Here is a 16,693-nt window from a genome sequence, read left to right on the forward strand (position 1 = left end):
GGCGGCCGAGCCTAAAAGAGTATTGCAGGTTTATCGCCGCCACTGCATTCTTGTGAAATAGAGGCAAGCGCCAAATCACTTGTGCAATATTCGCAGGCATTTAAGAAATGCACTATGGTGCCTTGCTACTGTTACCAAAGTGAGAGTTTATGGCGACAATCGTCCGGCAAGCAGTCCAATAGGATGTACGTGCTTTACAGCCAGATAGCCAATCCAAATTAATCTCGTCGCCGCTTCCATGCCACCATTAACGCGAAGTCTTGCGCCGGAAAATCCAGGTCGCTATTGGCACAGAGACAACGATGATGCCAATGCACCAGGCAAATGCCAGCCAGCCGGAATCTCCGACGGGCGTGCCGACAAGCCAGGCGCGCATTGCCTCGATGACATGGGTGAGAGGCTGGTTTTCGGCAAAAAGCCGCAACGCCTCGGGCATGGTATCAGTCGGCACAAAGGCGCTGCTGACAAACGTTAACGGAAAGATGATGATAAAGCCCGTCCACTGCGCCGCCTCCATGCTCTTGACAAGCAGCCCCATGATGGCTGACAGCCACGAAAAGGCAAGCGAAAAGACAAGAATGAGGCCAAACACCAGCAGCCACTCTACAGGGCCGGCTACTGGCTGGAAGCCCAGTGGAAAGCTGACGGCAAGCACAAGCAGGGCCGAGATTGTATTGCGCAGCAGGTCTGCCCCGACGTGGCCGGCCAGGAGGGACGAACTTGCCATCGGGAGCGAGCGGAACCTGTCTACAATGCCCCGTTGCAGGTCAATAGCCAGATTTAGGGTCGTATAGTTTGAGCCAAAGGCCAGCATCTGCACCATGATGCCGGCCACAAGAAAGTTCACGTAACTTATGCCGCCGGTGTCTATCGCGCCGCCAAAGACGAAGCTGAACAAGAGGAAGAACATGATCGGGAACAGCGCTACTGACAGGAGCTGGTCGAGGTTCCGGGTGATATGTTTGACGCTGCGTTTGGCCATCACCCACGAATCGCTGAGCACCCAAAAGATCTGGGAGTGCTTTTCCGGCTGTACATCGTCGGTGGCGAAAGAGGAAGCTTCTCTGGTCATGTCCTGGCCTCCTGCTGCGGAGGATTCTTTTCTGCCTCTCCGTCCGGCTGCTGCCCTGTCGTGTGCCCTGTGAGCGTGAGAAAGACGTCATCAAGCGTCGGGCGGTGGAACGACACGTTTTCAACTTCGACGCCTGCTTCATCCAGGCGGCTGAGGACTTGCTTCAGGTGATGCACGCCGCCTTCGGTTGCCAGGCTGAGCGTCCGCCTTTTGCCATCCGAATGGATGCCGTCGCCATCATTATCAAAGACCTTCGTGGCTGCCTCGAAGCTGCTCGTGCCAGCAATTGTTATTTCCAGCCGCTCGGAGCCTACTCGCTGTTTCAGTTCGTCAGAGGTGCCCTCCGCGATTATCTTGCCTCCGTCGATGACGACGATCTTGTCAGCCAAGCGGTCAGCCTCGTCCATGTCCTGAGTGGTGAGGAGTATGGTCGTGCCGGCGGCGACCAGCTGCTTGATGATGTCCCACATTATAAGCCGGCTCCGCGGATCAAGGCCGGTGGTGGGCTCGTCGAGAAAAATAACCGGCGGGGACGCTATCAAGCTGACAGCAAGGTCCAGCCGGCGGCGCATGCCGCCGGAATAAGTCTTTACCGCACGGGCGGAAGCCTCCACCAGGTCAAACAGCTCTAGCAACTCCTGCGAGCGCCGCTTGATGTCCGGGTAGCTGAGGCGGTAGAGCCGGCCTATCATGTGCAGGTTTTCCCTGCCTGTCAGGTACTCGTCCACGGCCGCGTACTGGCCCGTCAAGCCGATGAGGCGGTGCACCTTGTCGGCATCCTTTACCACGTCAAGGCCGTTGATCTGCGCCTGGCCGCCATCAGGCAAAAGCAGCGTGCTGAGGATCCGGATGGTGGTGGTTTTCCCGGCGCCGTTTGGCCCAAGCAATGCCAGAACGGTACCCCGCTTGACGCAAAGATCAATGCCATCAAGTACGGTGAGCTTTTTGAACGACTTTCTCAGCCCCTTTACGACAATAACGTTATCCTCTGACATGCACATCTTTTAGTTGCTTTTCTGGAATATATCCTCGCAGGTATCATGCTGTAAATTACCCAACACGAAATTTCTTAAAAAATTTAATCAGTATTCATGCATCGTTATGTAAAAGAATGTCCGTTCATTTCCGAGCATGGATCCGTAAAGGAGATGAATCGATGTTCAGCGATAATTGAAACGATATGTGTTGGTTTCAGATTTCAAGGGAGTTCTGGTCCTTTCGATCCATGCCTTATCTAATAGTCAGTTGTTAGGATGGAGTTTGGATTTCGTAACATATCGACAACCAAAATCTTAAATCATTTCTCACCTCTCTCTATATGATGGCGTCTGAAGGGCAGGATATCATCAAGATTGTTGATGTCAATGGAACGCAGTTACATTACATCAAGCTTGGTAAAAACCACACCCAATCGGTTGTTTTCACTCCTGCGGCATTCAGTGATTACCGCGTTTGGCAATTTCAAATAGAACCTTTTTCACGCAACTATAGGGTCGTTTCCTATAGCAGGAGACATGCATATCCAAACAAAATAGAAGACGGTTTTCATTTTACTGAAGACAATGACGCAATTCGCCAGTATGCTTCTGATCTGGCAGAACTAATACGAAAGTTGGACTTGGCACCAACGCACTTGGTCGGTCATTCCGACGGCGCCTTTGTGACGCTGTATTGTGCATACACAAATCCAGAGCTGGTAAAATCTCTTGTACTTTTAGAACCTGCGGCCTTGCCACTGCTTGCAACAAGCCAAGTGGAAGAGGATCGGAAGATGTTTCAAGAGTTCTGGGAAAATGCGATCAAGCCTGCAGGGGAAGCCCTTCAGCGTGGCGAATATGAAAATGGAGTCAGGATATTTATGGATGGGGCCATGGCCAAGGGCTTTTTTGACAAGCTGCCTCCTCCAGTCAAGCAGTCAATGATAGACAATGCAAAGGCCTTTCTTAAACAGGCAGAAAACCCCATGCCAAAGGAATTTCGCTTGCAAGAGCTAAAGAGGATATCATCTCTGCCAACACTCTTTGTAAAAGGCGAGTATAGCCCAAAGTTTCTCCATCGTATAGTCGATATTCTTGCTCCCCATCTGCCAAAATCAGAACAGGTTACAATTCCAGGAGTCACACATGATCTTGGTCGAACGACTAAAGCAGAGATATTCAATTCAAAAGTCATGGAATTTCTCTCCAGACACGCATAGTACAGCTAGTAGTAGCGAGTGACAGTCGCGTTCCTGAAACTAACGGCAAGGTGAACAAGCCTTATTCTGCCTGAGATGTTGCATTAGAGGCCGGAATTCTCGACATTTGAATCCCATTTTTTCTGTAATGTAGTCCCTTTGGGCCCGTTCACTTTTGATTCAATCTATCAAAAAGCCGGACAAAGCTACTAGAACCTGGCAAAGCGCTCCTTAAATAACATCCAGCCGAGAGATGGGCATTGTAAACTTTAGGCCTCTGGCAGGAAAGGTCCTGAGATCGATAAAAGGGCCAAAATTCAGGCCTCCAGCCAGGGACGGCGACAGGTACGATATTCAGGGGAGCTGGATGTACATCGACGACAAGGACTCGATGCAGCTGACGCAATACGGCATCTACGGTCCGGAACAGACCGAGCTCATCAAGAGGCTCTTAAGGAGCGATTACACGTGCCTTGATGTCGGCGCAAATATCGGCTATTTCACCCTGATAATGGCCAAGCAGGCCAAGAGGGTATACGCGTTTGAGCCAGAGCCCAGAAACTTTGACATTTTGCAAAAGAACGTGGCAATGAACAACTTGCAGAACGTAGAGCTCTACGATGTTGCAGTGGCAGAGACAAGCTACAAGGCAACTCTGCATTTGTGCGGCATGAACAGGGGGATGCACCGCCTTTACCGGTCGCACTGGTGCAACGACGGCACAGTCGAAGTCCGGACGGTCAGGATAGACGACCTCGTACAGAAGGCGGACTTTATCAAGATGGACATAGAAGGCGCAGAGCTGGGCGCGTTAAAGGGGATGAAGAAACTGCTCGAAAAAGGCGGCACAACCCTGATGATGGAATTTCACCCTCCCAGCATTGTCGAATATGGGGCCAACCCTCGTGATGTTTATGACTTTATGAAATCGCTCGGATATTCTGTAGAGATACCGGAGTTGGATAATGACGATAAGGAAGTGTCGTTTGAAGAATTAGAAAGAATAGCTAACGAAAAAGCGGGCACAAACATCCTGTGCAGGCACAGATAATGACGATATAAAAAAATCATAATAGTAATCAGGAGCGGAGGTATATGCGCGCGTACCACTAAATCCTGCTTTTGTCAGCCGACTTCGAGCTTTTGTCCCAGCAGCATGCCAGAATACGCAAATTCGTTGTTCATCAGCGCATCTGCATACCGCGTAAATGAACTGTGGTCGATGCAGGAGCCATGCATTGGAAAAGTCATTCTGGGATCCAGCTTCAAGAGGCGCTGAACCGTCTGTCTGACAGGAATTTCGCTTGCAAAGATGCCCGCACCTCTGTAAAGCTTGATCATCTCCCCCGAAAGATCATCAGAGGTGACGGGCTTGTTGTTACCCGGCTGAATAAAGAGATCCGAAGGGAAAAGCGACTTTGTTGTGTCTTCAAATATCATCATGCTGTCCCAGTGATGGACGTGCGGCGTCATGATAAACCGCAAGCTTCTCATCCCGGTCTTTAGAACCTCATTATCCCAAAACGAGATATGATGCATGGGCACCCCGTCCCAGCCCATGAGATTCAGCCTTGAACTCAGATCACTGCACAATAATTTTACATCAGGGCATTTCAGAAATCCCATCCCGCCCCATTCGTCGCTTTCAAAGTGCAGGAATGCAACGTAGGCCAGCTTTTCCAGCGGGATCACCTCTTTCACTTTCTCTGCAACCCCCTCGTACATCCCAATGGGGCCCGTATGGATAAGTGTGGGTTTCTCGTCGTCGATCAAGAACTGGTTGAACGTGATTCCATATTCGTTTACGAATCCGGATATCCGGTAGATGCCGTCTGTTATTTCAGCGATGCTTACCTGCGTGTCTTTGGCAACGCGAAACGTCTTGCTGACTTCGGGCACGCAAAAAGTATGCGCGAGTCATTAATAATCTTGATCTTGCAAAAATATAGAACTTTAATATCTGCCATAGCCTACTGGTATCAGGAAACGCCCTGCTTGTTTTTTGTGAGGAGGAGGAGGGCATGGTGTTCTTATCATCATTATTGTCTGGCGCTATAGCCTGTCAATAATAAATTCAAAGCAGCGGTCATTCTTGCCAAGTTCAGCAACCACTTCGACCCAGAACAGGTTCCTGACGCCCCTTATTGCCTTGATCCGCTCAATTATGTCCAAAAGATCTTTGTTTTCATTAAAGATGACTTCTGCCGCTATGTCTGTCGCTCTCATTCCCGCGGCCCTGCTGACACGGATAACGGATTTCGTCCATGACAAAAGCTCTTTTCCAACCTCGATCGCGGTCCCTCCTTGTGTGCTGATGAAAACCATTGCAATGTGCCATCCAAGCCTCTCCACCCTGGGCAGGTAGGATGCTTCAAGAAAGTGAGCTTCAAGCCTCTTGCGCCTTCTTTGCACCGTGCTAAGGGGCGCGCCAGTCTCCCTCGAGAGCGCGATTGAGGAGATCTTGCCCTTGGAAGACAGCAATGCCAGCAGGATCCTCTTGTCCAGCGAGGAAAGGACCACATTCTTGCTGCCGCCATGACCAGTACTTTGCCTCCTTTTGTTGTTGTCGTCGTCAGATCCGTTGGCGATGCATGCGATGGCTTGGAGCAGGTCTCCAAGCTGGTCAAGAGATAATTCGCCAAGCGAGGATGCGCGGATGCCCCACCTTTCGAGTTCTGCAAGAATCTCCTGCCTAGATATCGAACTAGCTCCCAGTTTATCTGCGAGATCGCCTGCCATGTTGTTGTTATTATTATTGAGCCTGCATCATCACCAGGCTTGACGCATTCGTAGTGGTAGTAGCAGCATCTCTACATTTTTTGCTAGCATTGCACCACGCCGCCGTCAACATGCGAAACCAGCTTGAACCGGGGCGTGGTAATCGTCTTGATAAAATTCTCGACGCTCCCGTGCCATTTTTCATACTGCAGCTCATGCGTTTCACAGAGGATAACTTCTCCCTCCTCTTTGCCCCAATTCAGCTCACAGCCGCACGGCACCACCAGCCTGTTCAAGCAGTGGCACTCCTCTGGCGGGTTGAAAAGTGGAGCTCAAGACCCTGCGTTTCTGACAGCGCGTACCTGTAGGATTCGTTGCCACAAAGAGGAATGAGCGCCACGCGATATTTGCTGCACGATGGACAGGCACAGAGGCATGATTTTGAAGTTTCAAGCACTGAAGCTGCCCAGTAGCAGGATTCGCAGAAGGCAAAAAAGAGTTCTTCTTTTTCTTGCTCATTTTTTTCTTCTTTTCCCGAAGTTGTGTTTTGCATCTGATTAGCCCACCGTTTTTGCTGTTGCGACAAGAACAAGCAAAAGAGAGATGTGTTCTTCTTTTTCTTCTTCCGGATAGGCCGCGCCTGTTATTTCGTCCCAGCATTTTCTGCAAAAGTCCTTGTCATCGATTAGACGCTGCTCAAAGCTCAGTGATGCGGAATGGATGGCATTGCAACACATTACGCAAGTTCTGGGTCTTGCTTTTGTCTTTGTGCTGTTGCAGTCTTGCTGCAGATAGCGGCCGGTTTCACGGATAGTAGCGTATTTTGGGGCTAGTGGAGAATGAGATAGCATCGAGATTATAGAAAATTCCAAGTCAGCCATAAGCGCTGTGTGTACATTGCACCCAGGCATGTACTATTGACGATACTAGTAAAGTCCACCACCATCATCAGTATTATAACATTCAAGATTCCAGAATCTACGACAATGACCTCATCGTTGCTAAATCTGGGCAAAACTGCCCTTCAATGCTTGCATTGGCTTGCCAAGTCTTTAAGTCAATCTTCCACGGTTAGTATTCATGGCTGATTCCGGGAGCGCGAGTATCACGTTCAGGTTCCCAAAGTCGGTACTGGAGGAGCTCAAGGAAGAAGCCGACCACAAAAATATCAGCATCAACGCACTGTTGAACCAGATCGCAGCCTCGCACATCGAATGGCATGCACGTGCGACCAAGGCAGGATTCATAACCGTTCGCCGCGTCCTGTTAAAAAGAATATTTGATAACCTGACCGAGGAAGAGATAGACAAACTGGCAAAGACCTCGGCACAAGAAATGAAGGACGTGTGCTTGCTGATGGTAAGAAAACACACGCAAAGATCGGCCCTAGAGTTCATGGAAAGGTGGGTCAGGACGTCTGACTTTGGTTACCGCCATCTGGTAGAAGACAGCCTCCACACCTACATAATCCAGCACGACATGGGATACAAATGGTCGTATTACCTGAGCAAGCTGTTCAGCTACGTGGCTGAAGAAGTTGCATTGTTCAGGCCTGAAATCAGTGTTGGCAAAGACATGGTTGTCTTGAAAATTAGAGAAAAGTAAACACATGCACACACGATGCTCTCACCCTATTCCGAAATTCCGTGGAACCACTTGTTGTTGATGGCCTGCAGGGTGCCGTCGTCGCGCATGCTGTCAAGCGCCACGTCAAATGCTTTTGTCAGTTCCGATCCTTTTGGAAAGATGAATCCCAGTTCTTCTTTGGCAGTCAAAGGCTCACCTGCAGCTATCTTTACCTTGTCTGCATCCTTTCCCACATAGCCCTGGCCTGCCACGTCGTCCATCACCACCGCGTCCACATCTCCTGCGACAAGCGCCCGCACGGTTTCAGGGAACGTCCTGTACGCAACCAGCCGATCGCTTTCCACAAGGCCGGCAGCAACGTCATAGTTGGTCGTTTGTGACTGCACGCCCACCTTCAGGCCGGCGGCAGAGGCAAGCTCTTCTGCGTTGCTAAAGCGGTCTTCTCCGGCCCGCACCAGAAGCACCTGCTGCAGGGTAAGGTAGCCCTGCGAAAAGTCCACCAGCTGGGCGCGCTCTGGCTTGATGGTGATGCCATCGGCGGCCATGTCGTACTCGCCTTTTGCGACCGCGGTTATCATGCCGTCCCAGCCGGCCTGCACGAATTCCGGCTTGCAGTCAAGCAGCTTGCAGATTTCGCCCACGGCGTCATAGTCCCACCCTGCTGCCTGGCCCGTCTCATCGTCTACAAAGTTGAACGGGATGTAGGCGTTTTCAACCGCCACTCTGACAGTCCGGCCGCCCAGGTCTGGCAGGCGCTCCGAGGCAAGCATGCCAGAGGGCAAGCCGGCGAGCAGTGCCGCAGACAAGAGCCCCAGTCCCAGGAAGATCCAGAGTTTTGCATCACCCTTCATATAGACACACCATAATCGAGATTCACGACGATCGTATCGCAGTATCGCACACACATACACTTACTTAAGGATGTTTTTGTCGCCATGTGTATGCGCAGAAAGGCCGCCGCAGCCAAGCAATACAACGGCAAAACATAGATCTGCATATCCTTGGTGCCAAGGAATGCTTAAGAAAAATAAAGGAAGAAGTGGCGAGTTATTGTCGCCTATCATTCTTCCGTTGTTTGGACGATCTTGTCAGCGAATCAAGACAGGGTCAAGTGAACTGCTGGCAACTTGATAGAGAGAGCCGCAGAGTCCTTGTATCCTGACCAGTCGTGGCCGTTCTTGTCGTCATCGTCGCAGTTGTTGTCGTCATCATCATCGCCATTGTATGATGTACTCTTGTAGTAGTAGTAGTCATGGCCGTTCTTGTCGTCGTCATCATCATCATCATTGTTGCATTCGCAGTTGTTGTCGTCGTCGTCCTCGTCATCGTCCTTGCTGTAGCTTGACCACTTGTAGTCGTGGCCATTATTGTCGTCGTCACAATTGTCGTCACCATTCTTGTCGTCGTAGCTAGAGCTTGCAAATGCAGCAGCCGGCATTGCTATTGCCGATGATGCAATTGCGAGTCCCAAAGCCAACAGGGCAAGAATGAACATCTTACCGTTTCCTGTTACACTTGACATCAAACCGGTCGCACCATCATACTTTTAAAGGCTTGAGCAAAATCAGTTCATAACAATATCATCTTGAAAATTTAAGGTATAATCGACGCATTCCTTGATAATCCTATAAAGAGACAATCTGTAAAATTCTATATTCAAGCAGGAGACACTGCTGCCTGCAAGGATCAGAAATTCTAGGATCCAATTTGAGAAAAAATTTGAGAAAAAAGAGGAAGGGAGGCTGTGTTATTGCAGCCTGGCTTCCCATGCTGTGGGATTATCTGCGATAGTCGGTGTTATCTCAGTCCTTCTTCCAGTAGTCGTGGTTGTAGTGGTTGTCGTGGTTGTCGTCGTCATCGCATTTGTCGTCGTCATCGTCGTCATCGTCGTCATGGTCGTCGTTGTTGTAGGATGTGTACTTGTAGTTCTCCCAGTTGCCGTTATAGCTTGACGAGTGATAGTCGTTCTTGTCGTCATCGTTCTTGTCATCGTCGTCGTCATCACAGTAGCAGTTGTTCTTGTCATCATAGTTGTTGTTCTTGTCGTCGTCATGGTTGTCATTGTTCTTGTCATCATAGTTGTTGTTCTTGTCGTCGTCATGGTTGTCGTCATCGCATTTGTCGTCGTCATCGTCATCGTCATCGTCGTCATGGTCGTGGTTGTTGTAGTAGTACTTGTCGTCATGGTTGTCGTCATCGTCATTGCCACCGGCGAATGCAGCCGGCACTGCTGTTACCGACGATGCAATTGCGAACCCCACAGCCAACACGGCCAGAAGGAACGCCAATTTGTTTCCTGTTAGACTTGACATTAATAGACTCTCGTTGTCAAGGTTTTAAAGTCTTGAGCAAAAATAATAGATAATGAATTTATCTTGAAAATCCAAGCTAGACTATACATGTTATTTGGTAATTCTATATCGCTAAGATACATAATTTCTATACTTGCACTCAATGCTAGCAGCTTCCCCATTTTTAGGCAGTAGACATTTTTACAGAACAGGATCGTTGCAATTGCAACTTTTGAAGATAGTCTTATGAATAAGCGTAAATATTATTCACAACCAATGGCGGAAGCAAAGCAATTTTGCGCCGACGTCCTTGCCCTTGATCCTTCCATAAGGTTTGCAGGCGTGGCCGACTCCACCGGTATGTCTGTACACTTTGTGTACAGGGACGGCCTTGTGCCGCTGCTTTCCCAGGAAGAGACTGTCAAGTCCATGCTCCAGGCAGTCCTCAGGAGCGGCACGCGGGTCACGCTTGAAAACAAGCTTGGCGAGTGCGCCTACACACTGTCGCTGTACAAGAAGGTCAAGCGGGTAACCATCCCGCTCAGGCCGCCGACCACAAGCAGGCCAAACGCGATTCTGATGATTTCACTCGATGCAAACGTAAACCATGATGCAGTGATCGATGGCAAGGTCATGCCGTTTCTGCAGCAAGCCAGGCTAGAGCTCTGAACGCATGATGAGCCCAGACCCTGAAACCACGGCAAGCATCCTGAAGGAGTCGATGAGCATACTTGGCGAAAACACGTACGAGGCGCTCAAGTTTCACATGAAGGAAAGGTATGGAATCGACCTTGCGCACAATCCGCGGCTTGAGGATGTGGAATTTGCGCTACGCGACCTGTTTGGCCCAAGCGCCGATATAATCATGATCCACATAAGGCGCCGCCTCAACGCCTGAAATTGACGCTTGTTATCAATTTTGACAAACTTCAATGACATTGCATAATATGGATGCAAGGCGCCCGGTACGCCATGGTTTTGAATGATTATTTGTTGCCGTCTGAAAATATCCGGCTTGCCAGCGACGACGAGGTCGAGTACGGCGACAAGAAATACAGAATAGTCATCACCGACAAGAGGTTCATACTTTATGCAAGGAGGGGCACCGTTTTCAAGTCCGACGACGTGGTGAGCGAAAGGCTGCAGGCCATACACGGCTTCAAGTACAGCGAAAAGGGCACCCTTTTCCGCACGGCGACAATCTCCATAATAACAAACGCCAAGATGGAAATACGCGGATCCCCTGACCGCATGAAGCCTCTTTTCCACACCCTCCAGTCGACAATCGGCGCGTGACGGCGGTTTTCCCTACGAAACAAGGGCACTTGATCTGGAAACAGCGCGCCGGAGGTGCTGGAAACATCTATCCGCAGAGTCCCTTAACTTGACTGCATGCGTAAAAATCGCCTGAACATACATGTTCAGCCAAAAAAAATACACAATACTGGCCACCATAGTCGGCCTCGCAATCTTAAGCGCGGTCGCGGTGCCAGCATTGATAGCAAGCAATGCGGCAGCACAAATCACCACTACCGCCCCCCAGCCAGAACAGGGTGCTGCAGAGCAGACCACGACGACAACGACAGGTGACAACAGCTTTTCGTCGTCTGTGAACATATCACCGACGGCAGACTCTAACGCAAAAGTCACCATCGAAGGCACCGGGTTGACTGCCAGGGAGATGAACGTCAACCAGGAAAGGCAAGACGACGGCACGGTCAAGATCACGGTCGAAGGAGTATTTGCAGTCGGAGAAGAAGAAGAGGGAGCCACACCAGAAGCACCCTCAGAAGAGACTCCAGGCACACCAGAGCAGACAGGCAACGAGACAATACCAACATTCCCTCCATCCCCATCAGGAAATGAAACAACGCCTTCAGGCAACGAGACGTCAACAACACCTACCACGCCACCAGAGAATGAAACATCGACGGCACCACCAACGCTGGCACCCCTGGCAGGAGTGACGCCAAGCAGCGGTGCGGCTGGCGACCAAGTCACCATCGACGGAAGTGGCTTTGCTCCCAACCAGGCGCTGACCTTTAGCTTTGACGGCTCCAACCTCGATGCAGGCAGCGCGACCACAGACAGCGCAGGCACATTCTCCACAACAGCAAACATACCAGCTGACGCCACAGCCGGCGACCACGAGATAATGGTTACTGACGGCACAGGCGCAAGCACGACAGCAACATTCACCGTAGAAGGATCCGCAACCGCAGAACAGACGGGCAACGAGACGTCAACAACAACAATACCCTCGGGAAATGAAACATCAACAACAACGGCTCCAATCCCCTCAGGCAATGAGACATCCAGCGGCAACGCAACGTCAGGCGGCACTCCACCGCTTGGCACTGCATCCATGCAGGTGACTCCAACATCTTCCAATGCAGGAGGTCAGGTAACCGTTGACGGCACGGGCTTTGGTACCAACCAGGTCATTACGCTGACCATGGACGGCACAGTGCTCGAATCCGCTGACGGAACCGACATAACAACGGATGGCAATGGCGGATTCTCTGCCACCGTAACCCTCCCTGCAGACGCGACGAGCGGCGACCACCAGCTCACTGCGTCGGACATCAGTGGTGCCACGGCATCAGCCACTCTCACAGTAGCCGAAGCGGCAACATCACCACTGCTACCACCACCCCCAACAACCCCGTGAGGAAGAGGAGTAACCCCGCCCCTTGGCGGGGCAACTTTCTCTTTTTTTTCAGCCTAGCTCTATATCATCATCATCTTAGCCGGCAACGGATCAGGTTCTGGTTGCCAAACTTGATTATTTCCACCAGCTCTTCGCGCTCCAGCCGCTTGACAAGCCGCCAGGCAGAGCTCTTTGGAAGCAAAAACCTGTTTCGTATGTCAGCAAGGAGCGCCTCGCCGTTGTCCTGCCCCATCACGTACCGCAGCACATCCCTGTCGCCACGTCGAATGTGCGGCTTTTCCGCAAACACAAGGTCAAGGGCCACAGCTTGAGAGACGAGCCCGCCATCTTGCATCTCGACAGGCGCAGAGCCGCCTTCTACCTCGATGGCAGGAGGAGGAGGTGCCACCTTCTCCTTCTTGCGGACTTCTGCTGCTGCCGCTCTTGCAATGCCCTTGTGCCTCAGGCGCAGGTACACGACTGCCCACCCGGCAGAAACGCCGGCTATGCCTGCTGCGGTGTAAAGCTGGTCGGTAGAGTCGGTGGCCGCCATCTTTGCCTGCACGGCCATGGAAAGGGCGTCGTCATAGCCTCCATAGACGTACATCTCTTTCGTGCGATGGAGCATCTCTTCGGCTTCTGGGACGTTGATGCCTAGAGTCTTTGTCGCGTTTATCGATACCTCCGCAATGTTCATGGCCTGGATGGCGGCCTGCGCCGTCCTGTTTGCACTTGAAGCAAGGTCCGTTGCCTCGTTCGCAAGTGACGTGGCAAAGCGGTACTTGCCGGCGGCAAAGGCATCGAGCGCGTTTAGAAGCAGGCCTTCCGCGTCTGCCACCACTATCCCGTTGCCCCGGAATTCTGCGATGGCCTTTTCGGCCCGGTCAAGCGCCACCTGCGCCTCCCCGTAGCCAAGCAAGTCAACCGACATCTGCCGGCCCACCACAGTCACGCTTTTTGCGCCTTCTTCAACAGGCAGGACAAGCGTCCTTTGCGTCGCCGCTGTCGCCGGCATTTCCTTATAGCCTGCCGACTTGCCGTCCACAAGCACCTCAAAGGGCGCGTCCTTGCCCATGACCTGCGAGTCCAAAAGCCTCCGGTCAAAGGTCATCTTTAGCATGCCGTGCTCAGGCGCGTCTAACCAGACAGTCAGCTTGTGAAGCTGCGGCACAGCAGCGGCGGCAGTCACGTCGCCCTGCGCCATCGCTATTTTTATCCCGGAACTCGGGTCGGCAAAATCGATGTTAACCTGCTTCACAGGGTTTTCCAAAACGCGGGGCGCAACCACGATCTCGCCGGCCATGTTGTTTCTTCCCTGGTCAAAGTACCTGAACTCTCCCGTCATCCCTCCGTTGAATACAAATGCATAGTCTCTCCCGCTTGAAAGGAGCGAGGAGTTGAAAAGCGCGGGGTTTTCGGCCGGGCCTCCGGCTATCATGTGCGCGCTGCTGTCAACGTTTTTCCATACGACAGTGCTTCCGTCACGGACTACGAGCCTTTCTGGCGAGAACCCATCGTCGGTAACCTTGATGTAGCAAATATCGGCGTTGCACGTTTCCGCCCTTTGAGTCTCCTGGGCAAATGTCAGAGGAGAACTGCCGGCTAAAAAGAAGAGCACGACAAGCGGCGGCAGCCAATATCCCTGGCGCAGGAATTTTGTCTGCATGGTTACAGAGGTTTTACGATGATATATATCCGATCTGAAAAAGGATTCTGTAAAGTTTGTAGACATAACGGTGCATGTATCATTTATACATGTGTGACTTGTCAGTAGCTTTCAGCTGCTGCATCCACAGCAACAAAAACAGAGCCGGAAAAAGTTTTTGCGGCTCACTCTGTAAACGCGATGCTCCTCTCGCTGAGGAACCTGAGCCAGCCGCTCATGGTGAGCCCGTCAAACACGTCGAGGTACCGCCCGTCCTGTATGTTCTCTTCAAGGTCAAAGTCAAAGCCGCCGCTCTTTTTGTGCCTCACGTAGTTAAAGCGGGCGTCAAGGCCCCTGCTCTGGAGGCTTGCGTTGAGGTAGTCGCAAAAAGCAGCCTCGTCGGGCGTCATCATCATGCTGCCGCTGTTGCCTTGCACGTGTTCCAGTGTTGCAGTCATGGCAACTCCCGTCAAACTTGGCATTTAGTAAGGCGTGTCAAGAAATCTTTACAGGCGGCAGAGCATTGCTTCTTCTTGTGTCGTTGCTGGCGCCTCTCTAGTGCGCCACGGTTATTGCGCCCTCTTTCTCGACAGCAGAAGAAGAAGCCCTGCCGGCCGGGGCAAAGAGGTCAAGCTCCTGTAGGATGCCGTAGGTGTCCCTGCATTCGTCGCACTTGCACCTGCGGGGCGGTTCGTTTGCTCTCATGCACTTGGTATGGATTGCCTGCGATAAAAGGCAGCTCAACATAGATCCATATCCAGAGCTAGCTGAATATTGGATAAATGATCTTTGGCCGATCTACATGGATCGCTTGCCTGCGGCCTGCAAAGAAGAAGAATGATGCATGACTTCGCAGTCCCCGGAGCAAAAATGCAAGACCCTGCGGCCCCTTTTTACCATTATCGGGCTGTCGCACGGCTGGCCGCACGTCGCGCAGTTTGCCATGCAAGAAATCCGCGGTGCGAGTATTTTTGCGTTTTACGATGTGCAATAAGAATATTATAATAATAATCAGGCCCTACTCATCCATGATTTTCGGGCCCGAATGCACGTGACGTACAGTAGGGGTTGGCTGTAGCATATATTCCGAATACTTATTATAAAAAGTTTCTTGTTATGGATATTGGATAAATAATTATCCATTACTAGTTATAGTAGAAACATCTGCAAACAACATATACCTCTCGCAGGATTTTTTCTGCGCCTTGGCCGGCCTTGAACTTGGTGCGAACAACAATAATAATAGCAGCACAGTCAGCAGGCCGTTTGTCGTTTCTGCGGTAGTGCTTGCGTTTGCCGGCTCGCTTGTAGGCTCGGTCTGGATGATGGCGCTTTTTGGCGTGCAGGCAGGCGGCACCTACATGGCGTTTCCGCTGCACAGGGCGCTGCAGATAGACGGTTTTCTCACCGTGCTCATCATGGGCATAGGCTACATGATAGTCCCGCGCTTTAGAAACTCCACGCTGCCATCCACAAAGCTTGCGTACGTTTCTCTTGCCCTTGTACTTGCGTCAATCGCCCTGTCTGTCGCGTCCACGGTGTCGCCGGGAAGCGACGACGACAACATGCAGGCGCTTTCAAGCGCCGCAAGGCTTGCAGGGGTTGCCATCTTTTCAGGCATGGTGTTCTGGATGCTGCGCATCCGGCCCAGGCTGCTTGGCCTTGCAGACTATTTCATCGGCCTTTCGGTGGCGACGCTCCTTGTGCTTGGCGTGATCAGGATGTCAGGGGCAGAGGTGGCAAGCGCGCTGTCCGAGGTCCAGGTGCTTTTGCTCTTTCCACTCCTGATGATCTTTGGGGTAGAGTACAAGACAATGCCTTCTTTTCTTGGATTCATCAGGCCCCGGAAAAAGGCAGCCATGGCGTCGTTTGCGCTTGCGGTAGCTGCCGCGGCGCTTGGCATACCCTCCGCGCTTTTGGATTCTGCCCCGCTGTCCGCGGCGTTCAACGCGGCCCTGCTTGGCAGCGCCGCAGCTTTTGCCCACTCGCTTTATGTCTTTGGCGGGTTTGACAACAGCGAGATCCTGCGGTTGATAAGCGGAGAGAAAAAAGCGCGCTATACCTACACGATGGCGTACTCCAGGCTGTCTTTTCTGTTCCTGTACGCAGGAATTGCCTTTGCAGCAGCATTTTTCAGCGCGCCATCATCAGACCTTTCCTACATTTCGTACGACCTTGCAATCCATCTCACCGCAATAGGCTTTATCGGGACGACGATCGCGCTCTACCTCCCCCTGATGCTGCCGGCGATAACAGGCAGGCAGGTACGTTTTGCAAGCTTTAGCCACGCGCCGGTGCTCCTGCTTGTAGCTGCCCTGGCGGTGCGGGCGGCAGGCGACGCCGCGCTCACCTACGGATTGCTGCTGCAGCCGCTTTCGTACCTGCTGATGGCGTCCGGCTGGATGGTTGTGACTGCGCTTGCCGCGTTTATCGTCATGGTCCGCAGGTCGATGAAGAAAGGGACAGCAGCCACAAACATTGACGCAAGCATCACGTGAAGAAGAATAGAGGAGTCTTCTGTACGATGCCACCGTCCTAGTTTTTATGTCGCGGA

The 16,693-nt window shown here is 51.7% G+C and carries 21 protein-coding genes; 8 read left to right on the forward strand and 13 right to left on the reverse strand.

All coding sequences use genetic code 11. The annotated features are described in order from the left end of the window. Positions 1-247: 247 nt before the first annotated feature. Both NVIE_RS03470 and NVIE_RS03475 read right to left on the reverse strand, forming a co-directional pair. Complete coding sequence (locus NVIE_RS03470) at positions 248-1,072, reverse strand: ABC transporter permease (protein ID WP_075054039.1); 825 nt, start codon at positions 1,070-1,072, stop codon at positions 248-250. Beyond that, a complete protein-coding gene (locus NVIE_RS03475) occupies positions 1,069-2,067 on the reverse strand; it encodes an ATP-binding cassette domain-containing protein (RefSeq protein ID WP_075054040.1) in 999 nt (332 codons plus the stop codon). Before NVIE_RS03475 ends, NVIE_RS03470 begins: the two co-directional genes overlap by 4 nt. Before the next feature lie 323 nt (positions 2,068-2,390). Between NVIE_RS03475 and NVIE_RS03480 the strand changes: the two genes are divergently transcribed. Both NVIE_RS03480 and NVIE_RS03485 read left to right on the forward strand, forming a co-directional pair. Continuing rightward, positions 2,391-3,269, forward strand: a complete 879-nt coding sequence (locus NVIE_RS03480; protein ID WP_075054041.1) for an alpha/beta fold hydrolase — start codon at positions 2,391-2,393, stop codon at positions 3,267-3,269. A 232-nt stretch (positions 3,270-3,501) separates the two neighbouring features. Further along, on the forward strand, positions 3,502-4,299 hold the full coding sequence (locus tag NVIE_RS03485) for an FkbM family methyltransferase (RefSeq protein ID WP_075054042.1): 798 nt from the start codon (positions 3,502-3,504) through the stop codon (positions 4,297-4,299). A 74-nt stretch (positions 4,300-4,373) separates the two neighbouring features. Here NVIE_RS03485 and NVIE_RS03490 read toward each other — a convergent pair whose 3' ends face one another. The 4 genes from NVIE_RS03490 to NVIE_RS15230 form a co-directional block, all read right to left on the reverse strand. Further along, entirely contained in the window at positions 4,374-5,147 is a 774-nt protein-coding gene (locus NVIE_RS03490) for an FprA family A-type flavoprotein (protein WP_075054043.1), read from the reverse strand. A 153-nt stretch (positions 5,148-5,300) separates the two neighbouring features. Further along, positions 5,301-5,987 carry an Lrp/AsnC family transcriptional regulator gene (locus tag NVIE_RS03495; protein ID WP_075054044.1) on the reverse strand — a complete coding sequence of 229 codons (687 nt, stop codon included), beginning with the start codon at positions 5,985-5,987 and terminating at the stop codon, positions 5,301-5,303. A gap of 83 nt (positions 5,988-6,070) precedes the next feature. Then, a complete protein-coding gene (locus NVIE_RS14740) occupies positions 6,071-6,262 on the reverse strand; it encodes a hypothetical protein (RefSeq protein ID WP_144239462.1) in 192 nt (63 codons plus the stop codon). A 261-nt stretch (positions 6,263-6,523) separates the two neighbouring features. Next, positions 6,524-6,703, reverse strand: a complete 180-nt coding sequence (locus NVIE_RS15230; RefSeq protein WP_075054046.1) for a hypothetical protein — start codon at positions 6,701-6,703, stop codon at positions 6,524-6,526. Between the two features lie 343 nt (positions 6,704-7,046). Here NVIE_RS15230 and NVIE_RS03510 point away from each other — a divergent pair, with 343 nt between their 5' ends. Next, positions 7,047-7,571, forward strand: a complete 525-nt coding sequence (locus tag NVIE_RS03510; RefSeq protein WP_075054047.1) for a hypothetical protein — start codon at positions 7,047-7,049, stop codon at positions 7,569-7,571. 26 nt (positions 7,572-7,597) lie between these two features. On the opposite strand, the gene NVIE_RS03515 is transcribed toward NVIE_RS03510, so the two are convergent. From NVIE_RS03515 to NVIE_RS15240, 3 genes are all read right to left on the reverse strand, one after another. Further along, entirely contained in the window at positions 7,598-8,404 is an 807-nt protein-coding gene (locus NVIE_RS03515) for a substrate-binding periplasmic protein (RefSeq protein ID WP_075054048.1), read from the reverse strand. A gap of 245 nt (positions 8,405-8,649) precedes the next feature. Next, entirely contained in the window at positions 8,650-9,075 is a 426-nt protein-coding gene (locus tag NVIE_RS15235; protein ID WP_158435074.1) for a hypothetical protein, read from the reverse strand. A 280-nt stretch (positions 9,076-9,355) separates the two neighbouring features. Then, positions 9,356-9,865 (reverse strand): hypothetical protein, encoded by a 510-nt coding sequence (locus NVIE_RS15240; protein WP_158435075.1) that lies wholly within the window; start codon positions 9,863-9,865, stop codon positions 9,356-9,358. Between the two features lie 255 nt (positions 9,866-10,120). On the opposite strand from NVIE_RS15240, the gene NVIE_RS03535 reads away from it, so the two are divergent. The 4 genes from NVIE_RS03535 to NVIE_RS03550 all read left to right on the forward strand — a co-directional run bounded on the left by NVIE_RS03535 (position 10,121) and on the right by NVIE_RS03550 (position 12,515). Continuing rightward, complete coding sequence (locus NVIE_RS03535; protein ID WP_084790603.1) at positions 10,121-10,513, forward strand: hypothetical protein; 393 nt, start codon at positions 10,121-10,123, stop codon at positions 10,511-10,513. 4 nt (positions 10,514-10,517) lie between these two features. Next, on the forward strand, positions 10,518-10,742 hold the full coding sequence (locus NVIE_RS03540) for a hypothetical protein (protein ID WP_075054052.1): 225 nt from the start codon (positions 10,518-10,520) through the stop codon (positions 10,740-10,742). A 95-nt stretch (positions 10,743-10,837) separates the two neighbouring features. Next, the gene (locus NVIE_RS14530; RefSeq protein ID WP_075054053.1) at positions 10,838-11,140 is read left to right on the forward strand and encodes a hypothetical protein; all 303 of its coding nucleotides are present in this window, start codon (positions 10,838-10,840) and stop codon (positions 11,138-11,140) included. Positions 11,141-11,261: 121 nt separating this feature from the next. Further along, positions 11,262-12,515 (forward strand): IPT/TIG domain-containing protein, encoded by a 1,254-nt coding sequence (locus tag NVIE_RS03550; protein ID WP_075054054.1) that lies wholly within the window; start codon positions 11,262-11,264, stop codon positions 12,513-12,515. Between the two features lie 70 nt (positions 12,516-12,585). Here the strand turns inward: NVIE_RS03550 and NVIE_RS03555 are convergent, their stop codons facing one another. The 4 genes from NVIE_RS03555 to NVIE_RS15250 all read right to left on the reverse strand — a co-directional run bounded on the left by NVIE_RS03555 (position 12,586) and on the right by NVIE_RS15250 (position 15,084). Continuing rightward, entirely contained in the window at positions 12,586-14,160 is a 1,575-nt protein-coding gene (locus tag NVIE_RS03555) for a hypothetical protein (RefSeq protein WP_075054055.1), read from the reverse strand. A gap of 164 nt (positions 14,161-14,324) precedes the next feature. Continuing rightward, the gene (locus tag NVIE_RS03560; RefSeq protein WP_144239464.1) at positions 14,325-14,597 is read right to left on the reverse strand and encodes a hypothetical protein; all 273 of its coding nucleotides are present in this window, start codon (positions 14,595-14,597) and stop codon (positions 14,325-14,327) included. A 97-nt stretch (positions 14,598-14,694) separates the two neighbouring features. Beyond that, complete coding sequence (locus tag NVIE_RS15245) at positions 14,695-14,844, reverse strand: hypothetical protein (RefSeq protein WP_158435076.1); 150 nt, start codon at positions 14,842-14,844, stop codon at positions 14,695-14,697. 93 nt (positions 14,845-14,937) lie between these two features. Next, positions 14,938-15,084: an eL24 family ribosomal protein gene (locus tag NVIE_RS15250; protein WP_158435077.1), complete on the reverse strand. Its 147-nt coding sequence runs from the start codon at positions 15,082-15,084 to the stop codon at positions 14,938-14,940. A gap of 260 nt (positions 15,085-15,344) precedes the next feature. On the opposite strand from NVIE_RS15250, the gene NVIE_RS03565 reads away from it, so the two are divergent. After that, positions 15,345-16,637, forward strand: a complete 1,293-nt coding sequence (locus NVIE_RS03565) for a hypothetical protein (protein WP_075054057.1) — start codon at positions 15,345-15,347, stop codon at positions 16,635-16,637. The last annotated feature ends 56 nt before the right edge of the window (positions 16,638-16,693 follow it).

The sequence above is a fragment of the Nitrososphaera viennensis EN76 genome (assembly GCF_000698785.1).
Taxonomy (GTDB): domain Archaea; phylum Thermoproteota; class Nitrososphaeria; order Nitrososphaerales; family Nitrososphaeraceae; genus Nitrososphaera; species Nitrososphaera viennensis.